This window comes from Streptomyces sp. NPDC019937 (genome assembly GCF_040631655.1).
Taxonomy (GTDB): Bacteria; Actinomycetota; Actinomycetes; order Streptomycetales; family Streptomycetaceae; genus Streptomyces.
In genome coordinates, this window is record NZ_JBEYAL010000012.1 from 1 (window position 1) to 17,401 (window position 17,401).

Consider the following 17,401-nt stretch of genomic DNA (forward strand, 5'->3'; position numbering starts at 1 on the left):
CCTTCCGTCCCGCGCCCCCCCCCGCCGCGGGGCCCCCCGGGCGGGCCGGCGGGGGGGGTGACCACGCAAAGGGGGGCCGCCGCGCCCGCCGCGCGCGGCGGCGCGGTGGTGCTGGCCGGGTGGGGCCCGCCGGAGCGGTGCGCCACCTCGTCGGTGCTGCGGGTGGGGGCCCGGCTCGCCGACCCGATGTGCGCCCCGGGGCGCTGGCGCCCGTCCGGCCGGGACGATCTGGAGACGCTGGCCGAGCGGGCCGGACTGCGGCCGGACGGATCGGGGCGGGTGGCCTGCCCGTTCGGGTACGCCGACCTGGACAGCGCGGTGCGCGGGCTGCTGTCGACGGGGCTGTTCGACGCGGCGGAGCGGGCGACCGACCCGACGCAGGTGCGCAAGGAGATGGCGGAGGCGCTGCACCCGTATCAGCGGGCGGACGGGACGGTGTGGATGCCGAACGTTCTGCGGTATCTGATCGCCCGGGCCTGAACATACGGGTGCGCGGGCCCCTGCCGTCCGTGGCAGGGGCCCGCGCACTCGGTGTTCCGCGGGCGGTTCAGCCCATGAACTTCTTGAACTCGTCGGGGAGTTCGAAGTCCTGCCCGCCCTGACCGCCGCCCGGCATGCCGAACGCGCCGCCCTGCTGACCCGCCTGCTCACGGCGGGCCGCGGCGGCCTGCTCGTCGGCCTTCCGCTTCATCGGATTGCCGCTGCGCTGCTTGCCCTTGGCCTTCTTCTGCGGCTTGCCCTTGCGCTTGGCGCTGCCGCCGCCCGGCATGCCCGGCATCCCGGGCATCCCCGGCATGCCGCCGCCCTGGGCCATCTTCGACATCATCTTGCGCGCGTCGAAGAACCGCTCCACCAGGTTCTTCACCGCGCTCACCTCGACGCCCGAACCACGGGCGATACGGGCGCGGCGGGAGCCGTTGATGATGTGCGGGTCCTGGCGCTCGCCCGGCGTCATCGACTTGATGATCGCGGCCGTGCGGTCCACGTCCCGCTCGTCCAGATTGTTGATCTGGTCCTTCATCTGGCCCATGCCCGGCAGCATGCCGAGCAGCTTGGAGATGGAGCCCATCTTGCGGACCTGCTCCATCTGCGCCAGGAAGTCGTCGAGCGTGAACTCCTTGGGACCCTTCGCCAGCTTGGCCGCCATCTTCTCGGCCTCTTGCTGGCTGAAGGTCTGCTCGGCCTTCTCGATGAGGCTGAGCATGTCGCCCATGCCGAGGATGCGGGACGCCATGCGGTCCGGGTGGAACGCGTCGAAGTCGTCCAGCTTCTCGCCGTTGGAGGCGAACATGATCTGACGGCCGGTGACGTGCGCGATGGACAGCGCGGCACCGCCGCGCGCGTCGCCGTCGAGCTTGGAGAGCACCACACCGTCGAAGCCGACGCCGTCGCGGAACGCCTCGGCGGTGTTCACCGCGTCCTGGCCGATCATCGCGTCGACGACGAACAGGACCTCGTCCGGGCTGACCGCGTCGCGGATGTCCGCCGCCTGACGCATCAGCTCCTCGTCGATGCCGAGGCGGCCGGCGGTGTCGACGATCACGACGTCGTGCTGCTTGGTCTTGGCGAACTCGACCGAGTCCTGGGCCACCTTCACCGGGTCGCCGACGCCGTTGCCCGGCTCCGGTGCGAACACCGCGACGCCGGCGCGCTCGGCGACCACCGAGAGCTGGTTGACGGCGTTGGGGCGCTGGAGGTCACACGCGACGAGCAGCGGCGCGTGGCCCTGCCCCTTCAGCCAGCGGCCCAGCTTTCCCGCGAGCGTCGTCTTACCGGCGCCCTGCAGACCCGCGAGCATGATGACCGTCGGGGGCTGCTTGGCGAAGCGGAGGCGGCGGGCGTCGCCGCCGAGGATGCCGATCAGCTCCTCGTTGACGATCTTGATGACCTGCTGGGCGGGGTTCAGCGCCTGGGAGACCTCGGCGCCGAGGCTGCGCTCCTTGACCTGCTTGATGAACGCCCGTACGACGGGCAGCGCGACGTCCGCCTCGAGCAAGGCGATCCGGATCTCGCGTGCCGTCGCGTCGATGTCCGCCTCGCTGAGGCGGCCCTTGCCCCGGAGGTTCTTGAAAGTCGCTGCGAGGCGATCGGAGAGGGTATCGAACACGGTGGTCGCGAATCCTTCGGTCGGATGTCGGGTCGGCGGTCGGCCTCCAAGGGTATCCGCACGCCGCGGTAACGGTCTGCCCCCGGGCGGGCGCCGCTCGGACGGAGCGTGTCTTTCCCCACCCCGCCCCTTCCCGAACCGGGGCTCCGCCCCGTCCCCCGGCAGGGGCTCCGCCGCCACACCCCCGCCGGGGCTCCGCCCCTGGACCCCGCTCCTCAATCGCCGGAGAGGCTGGAGGTGGGACATCTCCGCCCCCGGACCCGGCCCCTCGCAGGCCGGAAAGGCCAGGAGTGGGACGTCCCCGCCCCGCACCCCGCTCCTCAATCGCCGGAGGGACCTGGTTGTGGGCAGTCGTTCCGCAGGGCGGAACGGGTGGGCACAACCCGGCCACCGGCCCGCACCCGGCAGCGAAACTCCAGGGGGCAGCGCCCCCGGCCGCGCCCCGCCGGCGCCCGGGTCAGCGGAGGGCCTGCTCGACCTCGTGTGCGACGTCCGCCGCGCGCTGCGGGGCGAGGGGGGTGCCGGCGGCGTCCGTGACGTAGAACGCGTCGACCGCGTTCGCGCCCAGCGTGCTGACGTGGGCGCTGCGGACCGTGACACCGGCGGCCTCCAGGGCGCGGCCGATGCGGTGGAGGAGGCCGGGGACGTCCTGGGCGCGGACCTCGATCACGGTGGCGAGCTGCGAGCTGCCGGGCGCGACCGTCACCCGCGGGGGCGGGGCGTGGACGCCGCGGCGGCGCGGGTACTTGCGGTAGGCGGCCTCGCGCTCGGCGAGCCGGGCGACGATGTCGAGGGAGCCGTCCAGCGCCCGGATCAGATCGTTCCGTAGCCGCGCCGCCTGCGGCAGCGAACCGTATTCGGCCGCCACCCGCCAGCTCAGCAGCAGGACGCCGCGGTCCGTCCCGCCCAGTTCCGACGGCAGGTCCACGGCGCGCAGATCGGCCGCCCGGACCGTGAGCCGGTGCAGGGCCAGCACCCCGGCGGCGGCGGCCAGTACGCCGGACTGGTCGGGGACGGCGATCAGCAGCTCGACACCGATCGGTTCCGGTTCCGCCGCCTCGTCGCCCGGGGGCAGCGCCTCCGGGAGCGCCTCCGGGCGGGCGTGCAGGGCCAGTACGGGGCCGCCGGTGCGCCGGGCCTCGATGGCGAGCCGTTCCTGTTCGGCCGTGATCTGCTGCGGGGCGTCCGGGTCCGGCGCGGGCTCCCCCGCGAGAACGGCGGCGACCCGCTTGACCAGGTCGGCGACGAGCGCGCCGCGCCAGGCGCTCCACGCCGCGGGCCCGGTGGCCAGCGCGTCGGCCTCGGTGAGGGCGTGCAGCAGCTCCAGCGTGCCGGGGCCGCGGACCGCCTCGGCGACCGCGTGCACGGTGGCCGGGTCGTCCAGGTCGCGGCGGGTGGCGGTCTCGACGAGCAGCAGGTGGTGGCGTACGAGGGTGGCGAGGACGGACACATCGGCGCGGTCGAAGCCGATCCGGGCGGCCAGGTCCCGGACGATCGTCTCGCCCACCACCGAGTGGTCGCCGGGCCAGCCCTTGCCGATGTCGTGCAGCAGCGCGGCGACCAGCAGCAGGTCGGGGCGGCCGACGCGGCGGCTGAGCGCGCTGGCGCGCACGGCGGTCTCGACGAGGTGGCGGTCGACGGTCCAGCGGTGCACGGGGTTGCGCTGCGGGCGGCAGCGCACCCGTTCCCAGTCCGGCAGCAGCCGGGTGATCAGGCCCTCGGCCTCCAGCGCGTCCCAGACGCCGACGGTGGACTCGCCCGCGCCGAGCAGGGTGACCAGCTCCTCCCGGGCCTCGGGCGGCCAGGGCACCGGCAGCGGGCGCGCGGCGGCGGCCAGCCGCCGTACGGCGTGCAGCGACAGCGGCAGGCCCGCCTGGGCGGCGGCCGCGGCGGCCCGCAGGGGGAGCACGGGGTCGCGCTCGGGGCGCGCGGCGCGGGCGAGCACCACCTCGCCGTCCTGTTCGACGACGCCCTCGGCGAGCGGACTGCGCTCCCCCGGGGTCTGCGCGGAGCCGGAGCCGCCGCGTCCGCGGCCGCCGAGGAGTCCGCGCAGCCGCGGCCGGCCGGCCGAGCGGGCGCGCAGCACCCGGTCGACCTCGCGCCAGGTGACATCGCTCGCGTACGCGATGGTCCGGGCCGATTCGTAGACCTGGCGCAGCAGGGCGTCGGCGTCCAGCAGGCCGACCGCGGTCGCGATCTGGTCCTGTTCCTGGAGGGAGAGCCGGTCGGTGGCCCGGCCGGTGGCCAGGTGGAGCGCGTCGCGCGTGTCCAGCAGCCGCCGCCGGGCCTCGTCCAGGCCCTCGCGGGGCGCGTCGGCGAGCCAGGAGGCGGCGATGGCGCGCAGCGCGGTGGCGTCGCGCAGTCCGCCGCGGGCCTCCTTCAGGTCTGGTTCGAGCAGGAACTGCAGCTCGCCGTGGCGCTCGGCGCGCTCCTGGCACAGTTCGCGCAGTTCGGGCAGGCGCGCCGGGGCCTGGGCGCGCCAGTCCGCGAGGACGGTGGTGCGCAGCCCGGCGGTGAGGGTGTCGTCTCCCGCGAGATGGCGGGCGTCCAGCAGGCCGAGCTGGACCTTGAGGTCGTCGGCTGCGGTCTTCCGGGCCTCGTCGGGGGTGCGTACGGAGTGGTCGAGGGCCAGCCCCATGTCCCAGACCGGGTACCAGACGTGGTCGGCGAGCGCGGCGAGGGCCGAGGGGTCGGCGGAGCCGTCGTGCAGCAGGACGACGTCGAGGTCGCTGCGCGGGGACAGCTCGCCGCGTCCGTATCCGCCGACCGCGACCAGCGCCACACCGCCGGTGATGCCGGAGGTCTCGGCGCCGCCGGCGAGCAGCGCCGCCAGCCACTGGTCGGTGAGCCCGGCGAGCGCGCCGCGGCGCGGTGGCCCGGACCGCGACTCCTCCTGGAGGAGTCGCAGCCGGGCCGCCGCGTAGCCGCCGGGGCCCGAGTCGGTGGTCTTCGTCCTTGGCTCGGCGCTGTCCGTCAACTCGGCTGCTCCCTGTCAGCTGGGCGTGCGGCCGGTGGGGGCCGCCTTTCCGGGGCTCGTCCTCACAGGGCGTCCGGGCCCCGTTCGCCGGTGCGGACGCGGACCGCGGTCTCGACGGGGACGCTCCACACCTTTCCGTCGCCGATCTTTCCGGTGCGGGCGGCCTTGACCACGACGTCGATGAGGTCATCGGCGTCCTCGTCCTCGGCCAGCACCTCGACGCGGACCTTGGGCACCAGGTCGACGGTGTACTCCGCGCCCCGGTAGACCTCGGTGTGGCCGCGCTGGCGCCCGTAGCCGCTGGCCTCGGTGACGGTCAGGCCCTGCACGCCGAACGCCTGGAGGGCTTCCTTGATCTCGTCGAGCCGGTGCGGCTTCACAACCGCCGTGATGAGCTTCACGCGTCCACCTTCTTCGGGTCCTTCGTCGCGTCCTTGTTCTTCGCCGGGCCGGCCGGGTGCGCCGAGTGCAGGCTGCCGAGGGAGGTGCCGCCGCCCGCGCCCGCGAAGTCGTACGCCGTCTCGGCGTGCTCGACCTGGTCGATGCCGGCGACCTCGTCGTCCTCGTCCACCCGGAAGCCCATCACCAGGTCGACGGCCTTGGCCAGGATCGCGGAGACGATCAGGGAGTAGGCGAGGACCGCGAAGGCGCCGGCGGCCTGCTTGCCGAGCTGGTCGAGGCCGCCCCCGTAGAACAGGCCCTTGGCGTCGCTCTGCACCCGCCCGGTGGCGAAGAGGCCGATGAGCAGGGAGCCGAGGAGGCCGCCGACCAGGTGGACGCCGACGACGTCGAGCGAGTCGTCGAAGCCGAACCGGTACTTCAGGCCGACCGCCATGGCGCAGACGACACCGGCGATGACGCCGATCGCGATCGCGCCCAGCGGGCTGACCGCGCCACAGGCGGGGGTGATCGCGACGAGTCCGGAGACGGCGCCGGAGGCGGCGCCCAGGGTGGTGAAGGAGCCGTGCCGGATCTTCTCGTACGCGAGCCAGCCGAGCATCGCGGCGGCGGTGGCGACCTGGGTGTTGGTGAAGGCGGCCGCGGTGACGCCGTCGGCCCCGAGCCAGGAGCCGCCGTTGAAGCCGAACCAGCCGAACCACAGCAGACCGGCGCCGAGCATGACCAGCGGCAGGCTGTGCGGCCGCATCGGGTCCTTCTTGAAGCCGACCCGCTTGCCGATGACGAGGATCACGCCGAGCGCGGCGGCTCCGGCGTTGATGTGGACGGCGGTACCACCGGCGAAGTCGATCACGCCGAGCTTGAAGGCCCAGCCGTCGGCGGCCCACACCCAGTGCGCGACCGGGAAGTAGACGACCGTCGCCCACAGGGCGATGAACAGCGCCCAGGCGGTGAATTTGACGCGGTCCGCGAGGGCGCCGCTGATCAGCGCCGGGGTGATGATCGCGAACATCATCTGGAACAGGGCGAAGACGTAGACCGGGATGGTGTAGCCGGGCCACAGCTCGGTCAGCCCGATGTTGTGCATGCCCAGCCAGTCGAAGCCGCCGAACAGGTCGTTGCCCTTGTCGAAGGCGACGCTGAAGCCGTAGAGCGTCCACAGGACGCTGACGATGCCGATGCTGATGAAGCTCATCATCAGCATGTTCAGCACGCTTTTGACGCGCACCATGCCGCCGTAGAAGAAGGCAAGGCCCGGCGTCATGATCAGGACCAGCGCGGCGCACAGCAGCATGAACCCGGTGTTGGCCGCGCTGAGCGCGGCGTCGGGTGTGACCTTGTCCGCGGCAAGCGTCGTGATGCCCACTGGCATCGGCGTCTCCTCGCTGTCGAATCGGCCCGGGCGGGCAATAAACAAAAGGGCCGGTATTCGCCACGAGATTGGCGCAGCGCCGTTTCAGCCGATGCCGCTCGATGTTTCGCGGCAGTGACGAAGGGCGCGGGCGTGTTACGCGCCGATGAATTGACGGCACGGAGTCCTTCCGCTCCGTTACCGTGCGGCACCCCCCCGCCGGGCGGTCTCAGACGGCCCGGGGGGCGCCCGGCTCCTCGGGGGAGTCGGGCAGCATGGCGACGAGCTTGTCGCTCAGCTCGGCGACCTCGGGCACGTCCCCGAAGTGGCGCACCGCCGTGTCCACGGTCTTGCGGAGGCGGTTGTTCACCCGCTCCGAGCGGATCCGCCGGGCGAGCGGCAGCGCCTGCTCGGCGAGCTTCACGCACTGCTCGGGCTGCTTCTGGAGGAGGTGGACGGTGGCCATGCCGATCAGGTTGAGCGCATACGAACGCTGGTGCCCGCTCCCCTCGCCCCCGTCGGTCTCCTCGCCGAAGAGGCGCACGGCGTTGCGCATGACCGGGTCGGCGAGCTTCGCGTAGGTGGGGCTGCGGCCCGCGACATAGGCGAGGTCGCGGTAGGAGTGGGCGTTCTCCGCGTTCAGCTCGGCCTCGGAGAAGAAGCCGATCCAGTCCGGGTCGCCGTCGCCCGCGGCGCAGTCGGCGAAGGTGTCCTCGGCCATCTTGACGGCGCGGTGGCACTTGCTGGGGTGGCCCATGTTGGCGTACGCCCGGCCCTCCATCGCGTACAGCATGGCCTGGGTGCGCGGGGTGGCGCTCTCCCGGCTGCCGTACTGCGCGAGGTGGATCAGCTCCAGCGCGTCGTCGGGCCGCCCGACGTGGATCATCTGGCGGCTCATGCTGGAGAGGATGTACGACCCGAGCGGCCGGTCGCCGGACTCCTTGGCGGCGTGCAGCGCGAGGACGAAGTACTTCTGGGCGGTGGGCTGGAGCCCGATGTCGTAGCTCATCCACCCGGCCAGCTCGGCCAGCTCGCCCGCGACCTTGAACAGCCGCTTGGAGACCGCCTCGGTGTGCGACTCCTGGAGCAGGTCGGTGACCTCGTGCAGCTGGCCGACCACCGCCTTGCGGCGCAGCCCGCCGCCGCACTGGGCGTCCCACGCGCGGAACATCGTGATGGTGGACTCCAGCAGCTCCAGCTCCGGCTCGGAGAGCCGGGAGATGCGCCGTGAGCGGCCGCTGTCCGCGGCGCGCGCGCCGCCGGGCGCCCTGCCCGGCGAGGGGACCAGCCAGCGCTGCATCGGCTCGATGAGGGCGGGGCCCGCGGAGAGTGCGAGGGAGGTGCCGAGGAAGCCGCGCCGGGCGAGCATGAGGTCGCTGCGGGAGAACTCGCCGATCAGCGCGACGGTCTCGGGACCGGCCCAGGGAAGGTCCACTCCGGATACGGACGGTGACCGGTGGGCGGGGCGCAGCCCCAGGTCCTCGATGCCGACCACACAGCCGAAGCGCTCGGAGAACAGCTCGGAGAGGATCTGCGGGATCGGCTCGCGCGGCTGCTCCCCGTCCAGCCAGCGGCGCACCCGCGAGGTGTCCGTGCTGATGTGATGGGCGCCTAACTGACGCGCCCTGCGGTTCACTTGGCGCGCCAGCTCCCCCTTCGACCAGCCGCTGCGCACGAACCACGATCCCAGCTGTGCGTTGGGTCGCTTGTCAGCACCGCCGCCGCTGTCGCCCACCGGAACGCCCCCATCCCACGAATCTCTCCGGACCGCCACCAGAATGCCCTCTGTCACGGTCAGTTGTCCCCGCCATGCGGCGCATCAACCGTCCGCCGCGGGAACCGGCCCTTGCCAGTGGCAAGTACCGGACCGCGACCGGGCCAGGCTCGGCAACGGGGATCGTGCACCGAAAGTAATCCTACGATCACGCCCTTCGCGAGGCGGACCGGGAAAACGCCACCATTCGCCACCCCTTCGAATGAACCCCATCGCGGATTCACACGATTCACTTGACACGGGGCGACCGGAAGAACGCGAAGAGGTGCACAGCGGGGCGCATGCGCCGTTCCGCACCACCCGTGACACCGCGACACACCGCCCGTCGCCCCACATCGGCGACGGAGTGTTATGAGTGCGCTCCAGCTCGTAACCATCGAGAGCGCGACCCGTTGGAGGGGGCATGGGCTTCACGATCGGCGGCATCCGGGAGATGCGGTCCGGCTCACGGCGCCGGGGCCGTGCGTCCGAGTCCACCACGGTGGCGGAGTACACCGGGCTGTGGGGCTGGGACGTGGTGCCGGGCGCCCGGGCCACGCGCGGCACGGGCGGCAGCAGAAACGAATGCTCCTGCGGTGCGGCCGACTGTCCCGCCCCCGGCGCCCATCCGCTCGGCTTCGCGCCCGGCGTGCCCGCGGGCGCCACGCTGGACGCGGCCGCGGCGGCGTGGGAGGAGGTCCCGGGCGCGGCCGTCCTGCTGCCCGTGGGCCGGTCGTTCGACGTCCTGGAGGTGGCCGAGTACGCGGGGCGGCACGCCCTGGTGCGGCTGGAGCGGATGGGCCTGCCGCTGGGCCCGGTGGCCGTCACCCCGCACGGGCGCGCCCAGTTCTTCGTCGCGCCGGGGACCGAGGCCGAACTCCCCGAGCTGCTCTACCGCATGGGCTGGGACGACGCCGACCTCGATCTGCGCTGCCTGGGGAAGGGCGACCACATCACCGCGCCGCCCTCCGACCTCGGGGGCCTGGGGCCGGTGCGCTGGCTGCGCCCGCCGACCCTCGACACGGCGGGCAGGCCGCCGCACGCCCGGCTGGTGCTGGGCACCCTCGCCTACGCGAGCCACCGGGCCGGGGCCGTCTGACACGCCCTGCCCGCATGCCAGGCGGGCTCGAAACGCCGGACGGGCTTGAATCCACCATGGATTCAAGCCCGTCCGGCGATGAGGGACCGCGGGGTCCGGCGAGGTCAGTCGCCGATCAGCGCGTCGACGAACGCCTCCGGCTCGAACGGCGCGAGATCGTCCGCGCCCTCGCCCAGCCCGATCAGCTTGACCGGTACGCCCAGCTCCCGCTGGACCGCGACCACGATGCCGCCCTTGGCGGTGCCGTCCAGCTTGGTGAGCACGATGCCGGTGATGTCCACCACCTCGCGGAAGACCCGCGCCTGCACCAGCCCGTTCTGGCCGGTGGTGGCGTCGAGCACGAGCAGCACCTCGTCCACCGTGCCGTGCTTCTCCACGACCCGCTTGACCTTGCCCAGCTCGTCCATCAGGCCGGTCTTGGTGTGCAGCCGCCCGGCGGTGTCGATGAGGACGACGTCCGCGGACTCGGCGATGCCCTCCTTCACCGCGTCGAAGCCGACCGACGCCGGGTCGCCGCCCTCGGGGCCGCGGACCGTACGGGCGCCGACGCGCTCGCCCCAGGTCTGCAGCTGATCGGCGGCGGCCGCCCGGAAGGTGTCCGCCGCGCCCAGCACGACCGACTTGCCGTCGGCCACCAGGACGCGGGCGAGCTTGCCGGTGGTGGTGGTCTTCCCGGTGCCGTTGACCCCGACGACCATGACGACGCCCGGCTTCTCCTCGCCGTTCGCCCCCACCCCGCTCTCGGTGTGCACGGCGCGGTCGGCCTCGGTGCCGACGAGGTTCAGCAGCTCCTCGCGCAGCAGCCCCCGCAGCTCGTCGGGGGTACGGGTGCCGAGCACCTTGACCCGCTCGCGCAGCCGCTCGACCAGCTCCTGGGTCGGTGCGACGCCGACGTCGGCGGTCAGCAGGGTGTCCTCGATCTCCTCCCACGTGTCGTCGTCGAGGTGCTCACGGGACAGCAGCGTCAGCAGTCCCTTGCCCAGGGTCGTCTGGGACCGGGACAGCCGGGCGCGCAGCCGGACCAGCCGGCCGGCGGTCGGCTCCGGAACCTCGACCGGCGGGGCCTCCGGCTCGGCGGGGACGGCCTCGGCGGGCGCGGCCGGCGCCTGGGCGCCGGGCAGGTCCACCTCTTCGATGGTTCTGCGCGGTTCCTCGCGCGGGGTCTCGGCCTCCTCGCCGACGTGCGGTTCGGCGGGCGGCGCGGTGACGGACGGGCTGCTCGGCGGTGCCGGGGGCAGCCGCTTCTTCTTGCGGCTGCTGATCACGAGCCCGCTGATCGCGGCGAGCGCGACCACAGCGATGACTACAGCAAGGATGACGAATTCCATAACCCACCCAGTATCAGACACACGGCGGAGCGAGTCATTCGCCTCCGAGCCCGGCTTCGCGGGCCCGGACGATCGCCTGGGCCCGGTCGTGCACCTGGAGCTTGGCGAAGATCGAGCCCACGTGGTTGCGCACGGTCTTGTCCGTGACCACCAGCCGCTGGGCGATCTGACGGTAGCCGAGCCCGCCCGCGAGCAGGTCCAGCACCTCCCGTTCGCGCGCGGTGAGGGTCGGGAACGCCTCCTTGGCCGACGCCGCGCCGGAGGCGCCCAGCAGCGCCCCGAGCCGCTCCGCCATGCGCGGGCTGAAGACGGCGCCGCCGCGCACCACGGTGTGCAGGGCGCGCAGGATCTCGTCCCGGCCGGCGCCCTTGAGGAGATAGCCGCGGGCGCCGGCGCGCACGGCGGCCAGCAGGCTGTCGTCGTCCTCGGACATCGTCATGACCATCACCCGCGCCTCGGGGCGGGCGCACAGGATCCGCCGGGTGGCCTCCAGACCGGACCGGCCGGGCAGTCCGAGATCCATGACCACCAGATCGGGTGCGGCGCGCCCGGCCTCGGCGACCGCCTCGTCGGCGCGGGCCGCCTGGCCGACGACGGTGAAGGCGTCGTCCAGGTTGAGGGCCGCGGCCAGTCCCTCGCGGAAGAGGGGATGGTCGTCGACGAGCAGGACCCGCCACTGCGCGGCGCCCACCGGCGCGGTCACGGGGCGGGCGTCCTCTCCCTGGGCTTGGCCTGCGTGATGAGCGTCGTACAGGACCTGCATCCGGTGTGCTCCAGGTGTTCTTCCGGGTCGTCGTGCTCCCCGGGCTCCCCCGGGCCGGTGAGCGGCAGCACCGCGTGCACCACGGTGCCGGTCGCGGAGCCGGTGACCGAGCAGGAGCCGCCGATCTCCTCGGCCCGCTCCCGGACCGAGGCCAGCCCCACGCCGCGCACCGCGGTCTCCGGCAGTCCGCTGCCGTCGTCGGTGATCGTGATGTCGAGGGTTTCGAAGGTGTCGGGGTCCGTGGCCAGTTCGACCCGGACCTGGCGCGCCCGGGCGTGTCGTACGGCGTTGGTGAGCGACTCGGCCGCGATCCGGTACGCCGCGGTCTCGACGCCCGGCGACAGCGGGGGCAGCACGGCGGGCCGACTGGCCACGCTCACCCGCAACCCGTCCACGCCCAGCCGCCGCGCCAGGTCCCGCACCGCACCGGCGAGACCGCGCTCGGCGAGGGCGGCCGGGGCGAGCCCGGCGGTGATGCGGCGCACCTCGACGAGGGCCTCGGCGAGCGTTTCGGCGGCCTCGCAGAGCTGGACGCGGGCCGGGTGTCCGGGCGGGCAGGAGGTCTGGGCGATGTCCAGGCGCAGCCGCACGGCGGCGAGTTGGGGCCCGAGGCCGTCGTGGATCTCCCGGCGCAGCCGGCGCCGCTCCTGTTCGCGGGCGAGCACCAGCCGCTCACGGGCGGCCTGGGCCTCCTCGGCCAGCCGCAGCGCGGCGAGCGCGGGGGCGGCCTGGTCGGCGAGGAGGGACAGCAGCCCGCTGTCGCGCTCGGCGGGGGTGCCGGAGCGGTCCCGGGAGACTTCCAGGCGGCCGACGGTGCGGCCGTGGTGGCGCAGTGGGTAGGTCTGGACGCGGCCGGTGAGCGGCGCCCCGGCGGCGGCCAGCCGGCGGGGCCCGGCCCGGGTGTCGACGCTGACGGCCGCGCCGGAGACGCCGAGGTCCTCCACCGCGCTGCGGCAGATCTGCTGGGGCACCTCGCCGGGGTGCGGGGCCTGCTGGAGGCGTACGGCCAGGGCGCTGACGGCCTCGTGCGGCCGGGCCCGGGGCCCGTAGAAGGCGCGCTCGACGCGGAGGGTGAGCCAGCGTGCGGCAGGCCGCACGGCCCAGCCCAGCAGCAGGGCGCCGCCGACGGCGGTGACGGTGGTCCCGTTGCGCACGGAGGGGAGTCCGGCCTGCACGGCGACGGCGGCGCAGACGACGACGGCCGCGAGCGAGGTGAGGACGAAGGCGCGGGCGAGCCGGTGGCTGGTGGAGCGGTCGAGCCGCCAGATCCCGGTGCGGGCGACGCCCAGGCAGATGGCGGCCGCCCAGACCGCGCTGCCGAGGGTGCGGGCCGCGATGGTGGGCATGCCCTCGCCCCACTCCGAGAGCAGGAGGGAGACGCAGGCCGGGTAGGCGGCGGCCAGCAGGGCCCAGTCGCGCCGCTCGGCGCCGGTGGTGACGGCGGCACGGCAGCCCAGGGCGGTCGTGACGGCGACGGCCACGGTGCGCAGCACCCAGGGTTCCGCCTCCGCGTAGGTGTCGAGGTGGTCGAAGGCCCATTGGCCGCCCGTGGTGTGGAAGGCGGGGTTGGTGACCGCGCCGACCCGCGGCTCGCTGATGAGCCACAGCGCGGCGTATCCGAGCCAGTAGGCGGAGGCGGCCGCGCTCATGGCCCACCAGGGCCGGCGCCGTCTGGCGCCGCGGGGGAAGAGCCACAGGGGCAGCAGCAGGACGGTCAGCGGGCGGCAGACCATGCCGGCCACGGCGAGCAGCAGCGACACGGCAGCCCCGGCCGGTCCGAGACCGGCGGGCCCCAGCAGGTCGGCGACGGCCGAGGGCAGCAGCCACAGGGCACCCGCCACCAGCAGCACTCCGCCGTAGCGCCGGGCGGACCGCTCGGCGAGCAGCAGGACGCCGACGCCGAGCACCGGGACGCCCACGGCGACCGAGGTCAGGACCGTGGTGCCGCGCAGGCGGGTGGAGGACAGGGCGAGCCACTGGTCGTTGACCCGCAGCAGACCGGCGAGCCAGCCGGCCAGCACCACGACGAACAGCGCCGACACCCCGCCCGCCGCCTGCACGGCACGGTCTTTCGGAAGGGCGTGCCGCATGTCAGCCGGCGGTCGGGCCGGCGAACCGCGCGCCGCCGCCCCGGACCCACAGCGTCACGTAGTTGGCGCTGCGGCCGGGGCGGCATTTGTACTCGTCCCACTTGCTCTTCTCCACCCCGGTCTGCCCGGCCTTCCGGCAGGCGCCCTGGGTGTCGAAGTGTCCTTCCTCCCGCCAGCCGCCTCCGGACGCGGTGGCGGGGGAGGCACTGGCGGTCCACATGACGGTCCCCGCGAGCAGGCCGAGCGCCGTGGTCGCGCGGATTCGGGAAAGTCTCATCTTCAACCTCCTGGTACTCGCCCGAGCCTTACCCCGCATCACGGCTCTGAACAGCGGGGACGCCATGCCCCACTCGAACCGGTGACCCGCCCGCACCCGCGTTCCGGTGGCGCGTTCATCCTTTCCGGTTCACCAGGTCCGGTTCACCACACCTGGAAGAGGACGGCGACGGCGATCGATTCGGCCTCGTCGTAGGGGATTCCGAAGCGCATCAGGGCGAGCATGACGGGCTGGGCGGCCCAGATGTCCAGCGTGTCCAGGTAGTTGGCGAGCCGGTGGGCGTAGCGGCGCACCATGGCGGTCTCGCGCGGGGTGAGGCGGCCGAGCACCTTGGCGAGGAGGTCGCCGCCGTGGCGCAGCGCGGTGACCATCAGCCGCTGGCGGATGCGCTGTGCCTCGGCGGGGGTGAGTCCGCCCGCGAAGAGCGCGTCCTTCGCGGCCTCCAGTTCCCGGGTGTCGCCCGCGCCCAGCCGGACCCGGCCGACCAGGTCGTCGATGTCGGATGTGGTGATGAGCGTCTCCCCCGTGCTGATCATCATGCGCCCCTCCTCGGGTGATGGTGCGGTGTCGGGCCCGGCTCGCCGGGCCCAGGATGACGATCCCCCGCCCCGCGTCCCAGGCGCATGAGTCATCCGCCCCGGCTCCGCCCGGCGCGTTTCGCCCGGCGCCTCGCCGTAGCCATTTGACGATGCGTCAGATACGGTCCGGTGGCCCGCTCCCGCCCGTTCCGCGACGAAGGGGGACTCCCGCCATGGCCGTCACGGTCGTACGCCTCAACCTCGTCGATCCCGCCGCCACGCCGCGTGTCCTGGCCGAGCGCTACCGCGCCGCCGTCGAGATGGCCGCCTACGCCGACGAGGTGGGCGTCTCCACCATCCAGACCGAGGAGCACCACGGGGCGGCGAACGGCTGGCTGCCCGCGCCGCTGGTCTTCGCGGGCACGGTGCTCGGTGCCACCCGCCGGATCACGGTGACCGTCTCCGCGCTGATCACACCGCTGTACGACCCGCTGCGGCTGGCCGAGGACATCGCGGTGCTCGATCTGGCGAGCGGCGGCCGGCTGGTCACGGTGGCCGGGATCGGCTACCGGCCCGAGGAGTACGCGGCGCTCGGCCGGGACTGGCAGGGGCGCGGCGCGCTGCAGGACGAGGCGCTGGAGACGCTGCTCGCGGCGTGGACGGGCGAGCCGTTCGCGTACCGGGGCCGTACGGTGCGGGTCACCCCGCGCCCGTACACCCAGCCGCATCCGCTGCTGCTGGTCGGCGGCAGCTCGAAGGCAGCGGCCCGCCGCGCGGCCCGGCTGGGCCTGCCGTTCTTCCCCAGCGCCCACCTGCCGGAGCTGGAGGGGTACTACCACGCGCGGCGGATGGAGTACGGCACCGAGGGCTGGTGCCTGATGCCGCCCGCGGTCACCCCGCTGCTGCACGTCGCCGAGGACCCGGACCGGGCCTGGGCGCTGTACGGGACGCATCTGCTGCACGAGGCCCGCACCTACGCGTCGTGGCAGTCGGGCACGGTGCGCTCGGCGGTCCGCTCGCACGCCGCGGACGTGGAGACGCTGCGCCGCGAGGGTGTCTACCGGATCGTCACGCCCGAGGAGTGCGTGGCGTACGCGCGGCAGGGTGGCGATCAGACGAGCCTGGTGCTGCATCCGCTGTGCGGCGGGATGCCGGTCGAGGAGGGTCGGCGGTGCTTGCGGCTGTTCGCGGAACGAGTGCTGCCCCGCCTCAAGGAGTGAGGCGGGGCAGTTCTCTTGGGTGAGAAGTGGGCGGCGGGGGGTTAGCCCATCTCCTCCAACGCCTTGCCCTTGGTCTCCGGCACCCACTTGAGGATGAACGGGATCGAGAGCACGGCGAAGGCCGTGTATATGACGTAGGTGCCCGACAGGTTCCAGTCCGACAGGCTCGGGAAGCTGGCGGTGATGGCCCAGTTGGCGATCCACTGGGCGGAGGCGGCGACGCCGAGGGCGGCGGCGCGGAGCCTGTTCGGGAACATCTCGCCGAGCAGGACCCAGACGACCACGCCCCAGGAGAGCGCGAAGAAGAGCACGAAGGCGTGGGCCGCGACCAGCGCCACGACGCCCTGGCCGTGCGGAAGCTTGCCGTCCACCAGGTCCGCGGAGAACGCCCAGGCCACCAGCGCGAGCGAGATCGCCATACCGGCCGAGCCGATGAGGGCGAGCGGCTTACGCCCGATCTTGTCGACGAAGATCATCGCGATCACGGTGCCGAGGATGTTGATGATCGACGTGGTGAAGGAGTAGAAGAACGAGCTGCTCGGGTCGACGCCGACGGACTGCCACAGCGTCGAGGAGTAGTAGAAGGCCACGTTGATGCCGACGAGCTGCTGGAAGACCGAAAGACCGATACCGATCCAGACCACCGGCAGCAGCCCGAACCGGCCGCCCATCAGGTCCTTGAAGGTCGACTTGTGCTCGCTGCGCATCGCCTGCTCGATCTCGCCGACCCGGACGTCCAGGTCGACGGCCTTGCCCTCGACCTCGGCCAGGACCTCCTTGGCGCGGTCGGTCCGGCCGACCGAGATCAGGAAGCGGGGGGACTCGGGGATGGCGAAGGACAGCAGCCCGTACAGGACGGCCGGGATGACCATCACTCCGAGCATCCACTGCCAGGCCTCGATACCGCCGATCGTGCCGCGCTGGTCACCGTCGGCGGCGTTGAGGATGCCCCAGTTGACGAGCTGGGAGACGGCGATGCCGATGACGATCGCGGCCTGCTGGAAGGAGGCGAGCCGGCCACGGTACGCGGGCGGGGCGACCTCGGCGATGTAGGCCGGGCCGATCACCGACGCCATGCCGATGCCGATGCCGCCGAGCACCCGCCACATGGCCAGGTCCCACAGGGCGAAGGGCAGGGCCGAGCCGACCGCGCTCACGGTGAACAGCAGGGCGGCGATCTGCATGACGCGGATCCGGCCGATCCGGTCGGCTATCCGGCCGGCGGTGGCCGCCCCGATCGCCGAGCCGATCAGCGCGATGGCGACGACCTGGGCGAGGGCCGCGGACCCGATGTCGTACCGGTCGCGGATGGCTTCGACCGCTCCGTTGATCACCGAGCTGTCGTAGCCGAAGAGAAAGCCGCCCATCGCGGCGGCCGCGGTGATGAAGATGACATGGCCGAGATGGTCCGGCCGGGCCTTACGGCCTTCGGACCCCTGTGCCTGCGCGGTGGTGGTCAACGTGAACTCCTGTGGCCCGTCCGGCAACGCTGCCGGACGTGGGGGGCAGACCCTTGACG

At 73.4% G+C, this 17,401-nt stretch carries 13 protein-coding genes and 1 pseudogene; 3 read left to right on the forward strand and 11 right to left on the reverse strand.

The window, feature by feature from the left end; all coding sequences use genetic code 11:
• Window positions 1-75 precede the first annotated feature (75 nt).
• Window positions 76-480 (forward strand): annotated as a pseudogene (locus tag ABZ562_RS14175) (SAM-dependent methyltransferase); the annotation flags it as partial.
• Between the two features lie 67 nt (window positions 481-547).
• Here the strand turns inward: ABZ562_RS14175 and ffh are convergent.
• The 5 genes from ffh to ABZ562_RS14200 form a co-directional block, all read right to left on the reverse strand.
• Window positions 548-2,107, reverse strand: coding sequence for a signal recognition particle protein (gene ffh, locus ABZ562_RS14180; RefSeq protein ID WP_361478012.1), 1,560 nt, complete (start codon window positions 2,105-2,107; stop codon window positions 548-550).
• Between the two features lie 457 nt (window positions 2,108-2,564).
• Entirely contained in the window at window positions 2,565-5,084 is a 2,520-nt protein-coding gene (locus tag ABZ562_RS14185; RefSeq protein ID WP_361478015.1) for a [protein-PII] uridylyltransferase, read from the reverse strand.
• A gap of 62 nt (window positions 5,085-5,146) precedes the next feature.
• Complete coding sequence (locus ABZ562_RS14190; RefSeq protein WP_055557932.1) at window positions 5,147-5,485, reverse strand: P-II family nitrogen regulator; 339 nt, start codon at window positions 5,483-5,485, stop codon at window positions 5,147-5,149.
• Complete coding sequence (locus ABZ562_RS14195; RefSeq protein ID WP_361478019.1) at window positions 5,482-6,855, reverse strand: ammonium transporter; 1,374 nt, start codon at window positions 6,853-6,855, stop codon at window positions 5,482-5,484. The genes ABZ562_RS14190 and ABZ562_RS14195 overlap by 4 nt, the downstream gene beginning before the upstream one ends.
• A gap of 208 nt (window positions 6,856-7,063) precedes the next feature.
• A complete protein-coding gene (locus tag ABZ562_RS14200) occupies window positions 7,064-8,569 on the reverse strand; it encodes a hypothetical protein (RefSeq protein WP_361478022.1) in 1,506 nt (501 codons plus the stop codon).
• 442 nt (window positions 8,570-9,011) lie between these two features.
• On the opposite strand from ABZ562_RS14200, the gene ABZ562_RS14205 reads away from it, so the two are divergent.
• A complete protein-coding gene (locus ABZ562_RS14205; protein WP_361478025.1) occupies window positions 9,012-9,686 on the forward strand; it encodes a bifunctional DNA primase/polymerase in 675 nt (224 codons plus the stop codon).
• A gap of 104 nt (window positions 9,687-9,790) precedes the next feature.
• Here the strand turns inward: ABZ562_RS14205 and ftsY are convergent, their stop codons facing one another.
• The 5 genes from ftsY to ABZ562_RS14230 all read right to left on the reverse strand — a co-directional run bounded on the left by ftsY (window position 9,791) and on the right by ABZ562_RS14230 (window position 14,683).
• Window positions 9,791-11,014 (reverse strand): signal recognition particle-docking protein FtsY, encoded by a 1,224-nt coding sequence (gene ftsY, locus ABZ562_RS14210; RefSeq protein WP_361478028.1) that lies wholly within the window; start codon window positions 11,012-11,014, stop codon window positions 9,791-9,793.
• A gap of 34 nt (window positions 11,015-11,048) precedes the next feature.
• On the reverse strand, window positions 11,049-11,717 hold the full coding sequence (locus ABZ562_RS14215) for a response regulator transcription factor (protein WP_361478031.1): 669 nt from the start codon (window positions 11,715-11,717) through the stop codon (window positions 11,049-11,051).
• Window positions 11,714-13,867, reverse strand: a complete 2,154-nt coding sequence (locus tag ABZ562_RS14220; protein ID WP_361478033.1) for an ATP-binding protein — start codon at window positions 13,865-13,867, stop codon at window positions 11,714-11,716. Before ABZ562_RS14220 ends, ABZ562_RS14215 begins: the two co-directional genes overlap by 4 nt.
• Before the next feature lies 1 nt (window position 13,868).
• Window positions 13,869-14,144, reverse strand: a complete 276-nt coding sequence (locus ABZ562_RS14225; RefSeq protein ID WP_055557927.1) for a hypothetical protein — start codon at window positions 14,142-14,144, stop codon at window positions 13,869-13,871.
• A gap of 143 nt (window positions 14,145-14,287) precedes the next feature.
• Window positions 14,288-14,683 (reverse strand): hypothetical protein, encoded by a 396-nt coding sequence (locus ABZ562_RS14230; RefSeq protein WP_361478036.1) that lies wholly within the window; start codon window positions 14,681-14,683, stop codon window positions 14,288-14,290.
• Between the two features lie 212 nt (window positions 14,684-14,895).
• On the opposite strand from ABZ562_RS14230, the gene ABZ562_RS14235 reads away from it, so the two are divergent.
• The gene (locus tag ABZ562_RS14235) at window positions 14,896-15,882 is read left to right on the forward strand and encodes an LLM class flavin-dependent oxidoreductase (protein WP_361478039.1); all 987 of its coding nucleotides are present in this window, start codon (window positions 14,896-14,898) and stop codon (window positions 15,880-15,882) included.
• A gap of 41 nt (window positions 15,883-15,923) precedes the next feature.
• On the opposite strand, the gene ABZ562_RS14240 is transcribed toward ABZ562_RS14235, so the two are convergent.
• Window positions 15,924-17,342: a sugar porter family MFS transporter gene (locus ABZ562_RS14240; RefSeq protein WP_361478042.1), complete on the reverse strand. Its 1,419-nt coding sequence runs from the start codon at window positions 17,340-17,342 to the stop codon at window positions 15,924-15,926.
• Window positions 17,343-17,401: the final 59 nt, after the last annotated feature.

Coding starts and splice junctions, on each gene's coding strand:
- ABZ562_RS14205 (WP_361478025.1), top strand. CDS start 9,012: ATGGGCTTCACGATCGGCGGCATCCGGGAGATGCGGTCCGGCTCACGG.
- ABZ562_RS14195 (WP_361478019.1), bottom strand. CDS start 6,855: ATGCCAGTGGGCATCACGACGCTTGCCGCGGACAAGGTCACACCCGAC.
- ABZ562_RS14235 (WP_361478039.1), top strand. CDS start 14,896: ATGGCCGTCACGGTCGTACGCCTCAACCTCGTCGATCCCGCCGCCACG.
- ftsY (WP_361478028.1), bottom strand. CDS start 11,014: ATGGAATTCGTCATCCTTGCTGTAGTCATCGCTGTGGTCGCGCTCGCC.
- ABZ562_RS14225 (WP_055557927.1), bottom strand. CDS start 14,144: ATGAGACTTTCCCGAATCCGCGCGACCACGGCGCTCGGCCTGCTCGCG.
- ABZ562_RS14220 (WP_361478033.1), bottom strand. CDS start 13,867: ATGCGGCACGCCCTTCCGAAAGACCGTGCCGTGCAGGCGGCGGGCGGG.
- ABZ562_RS14230 (WP_361478036.1), bottom strand. CDS start 14,683: ATGATGATCAGCACGGGGGAGACGCTCATCACCACATCCGACATCGAC.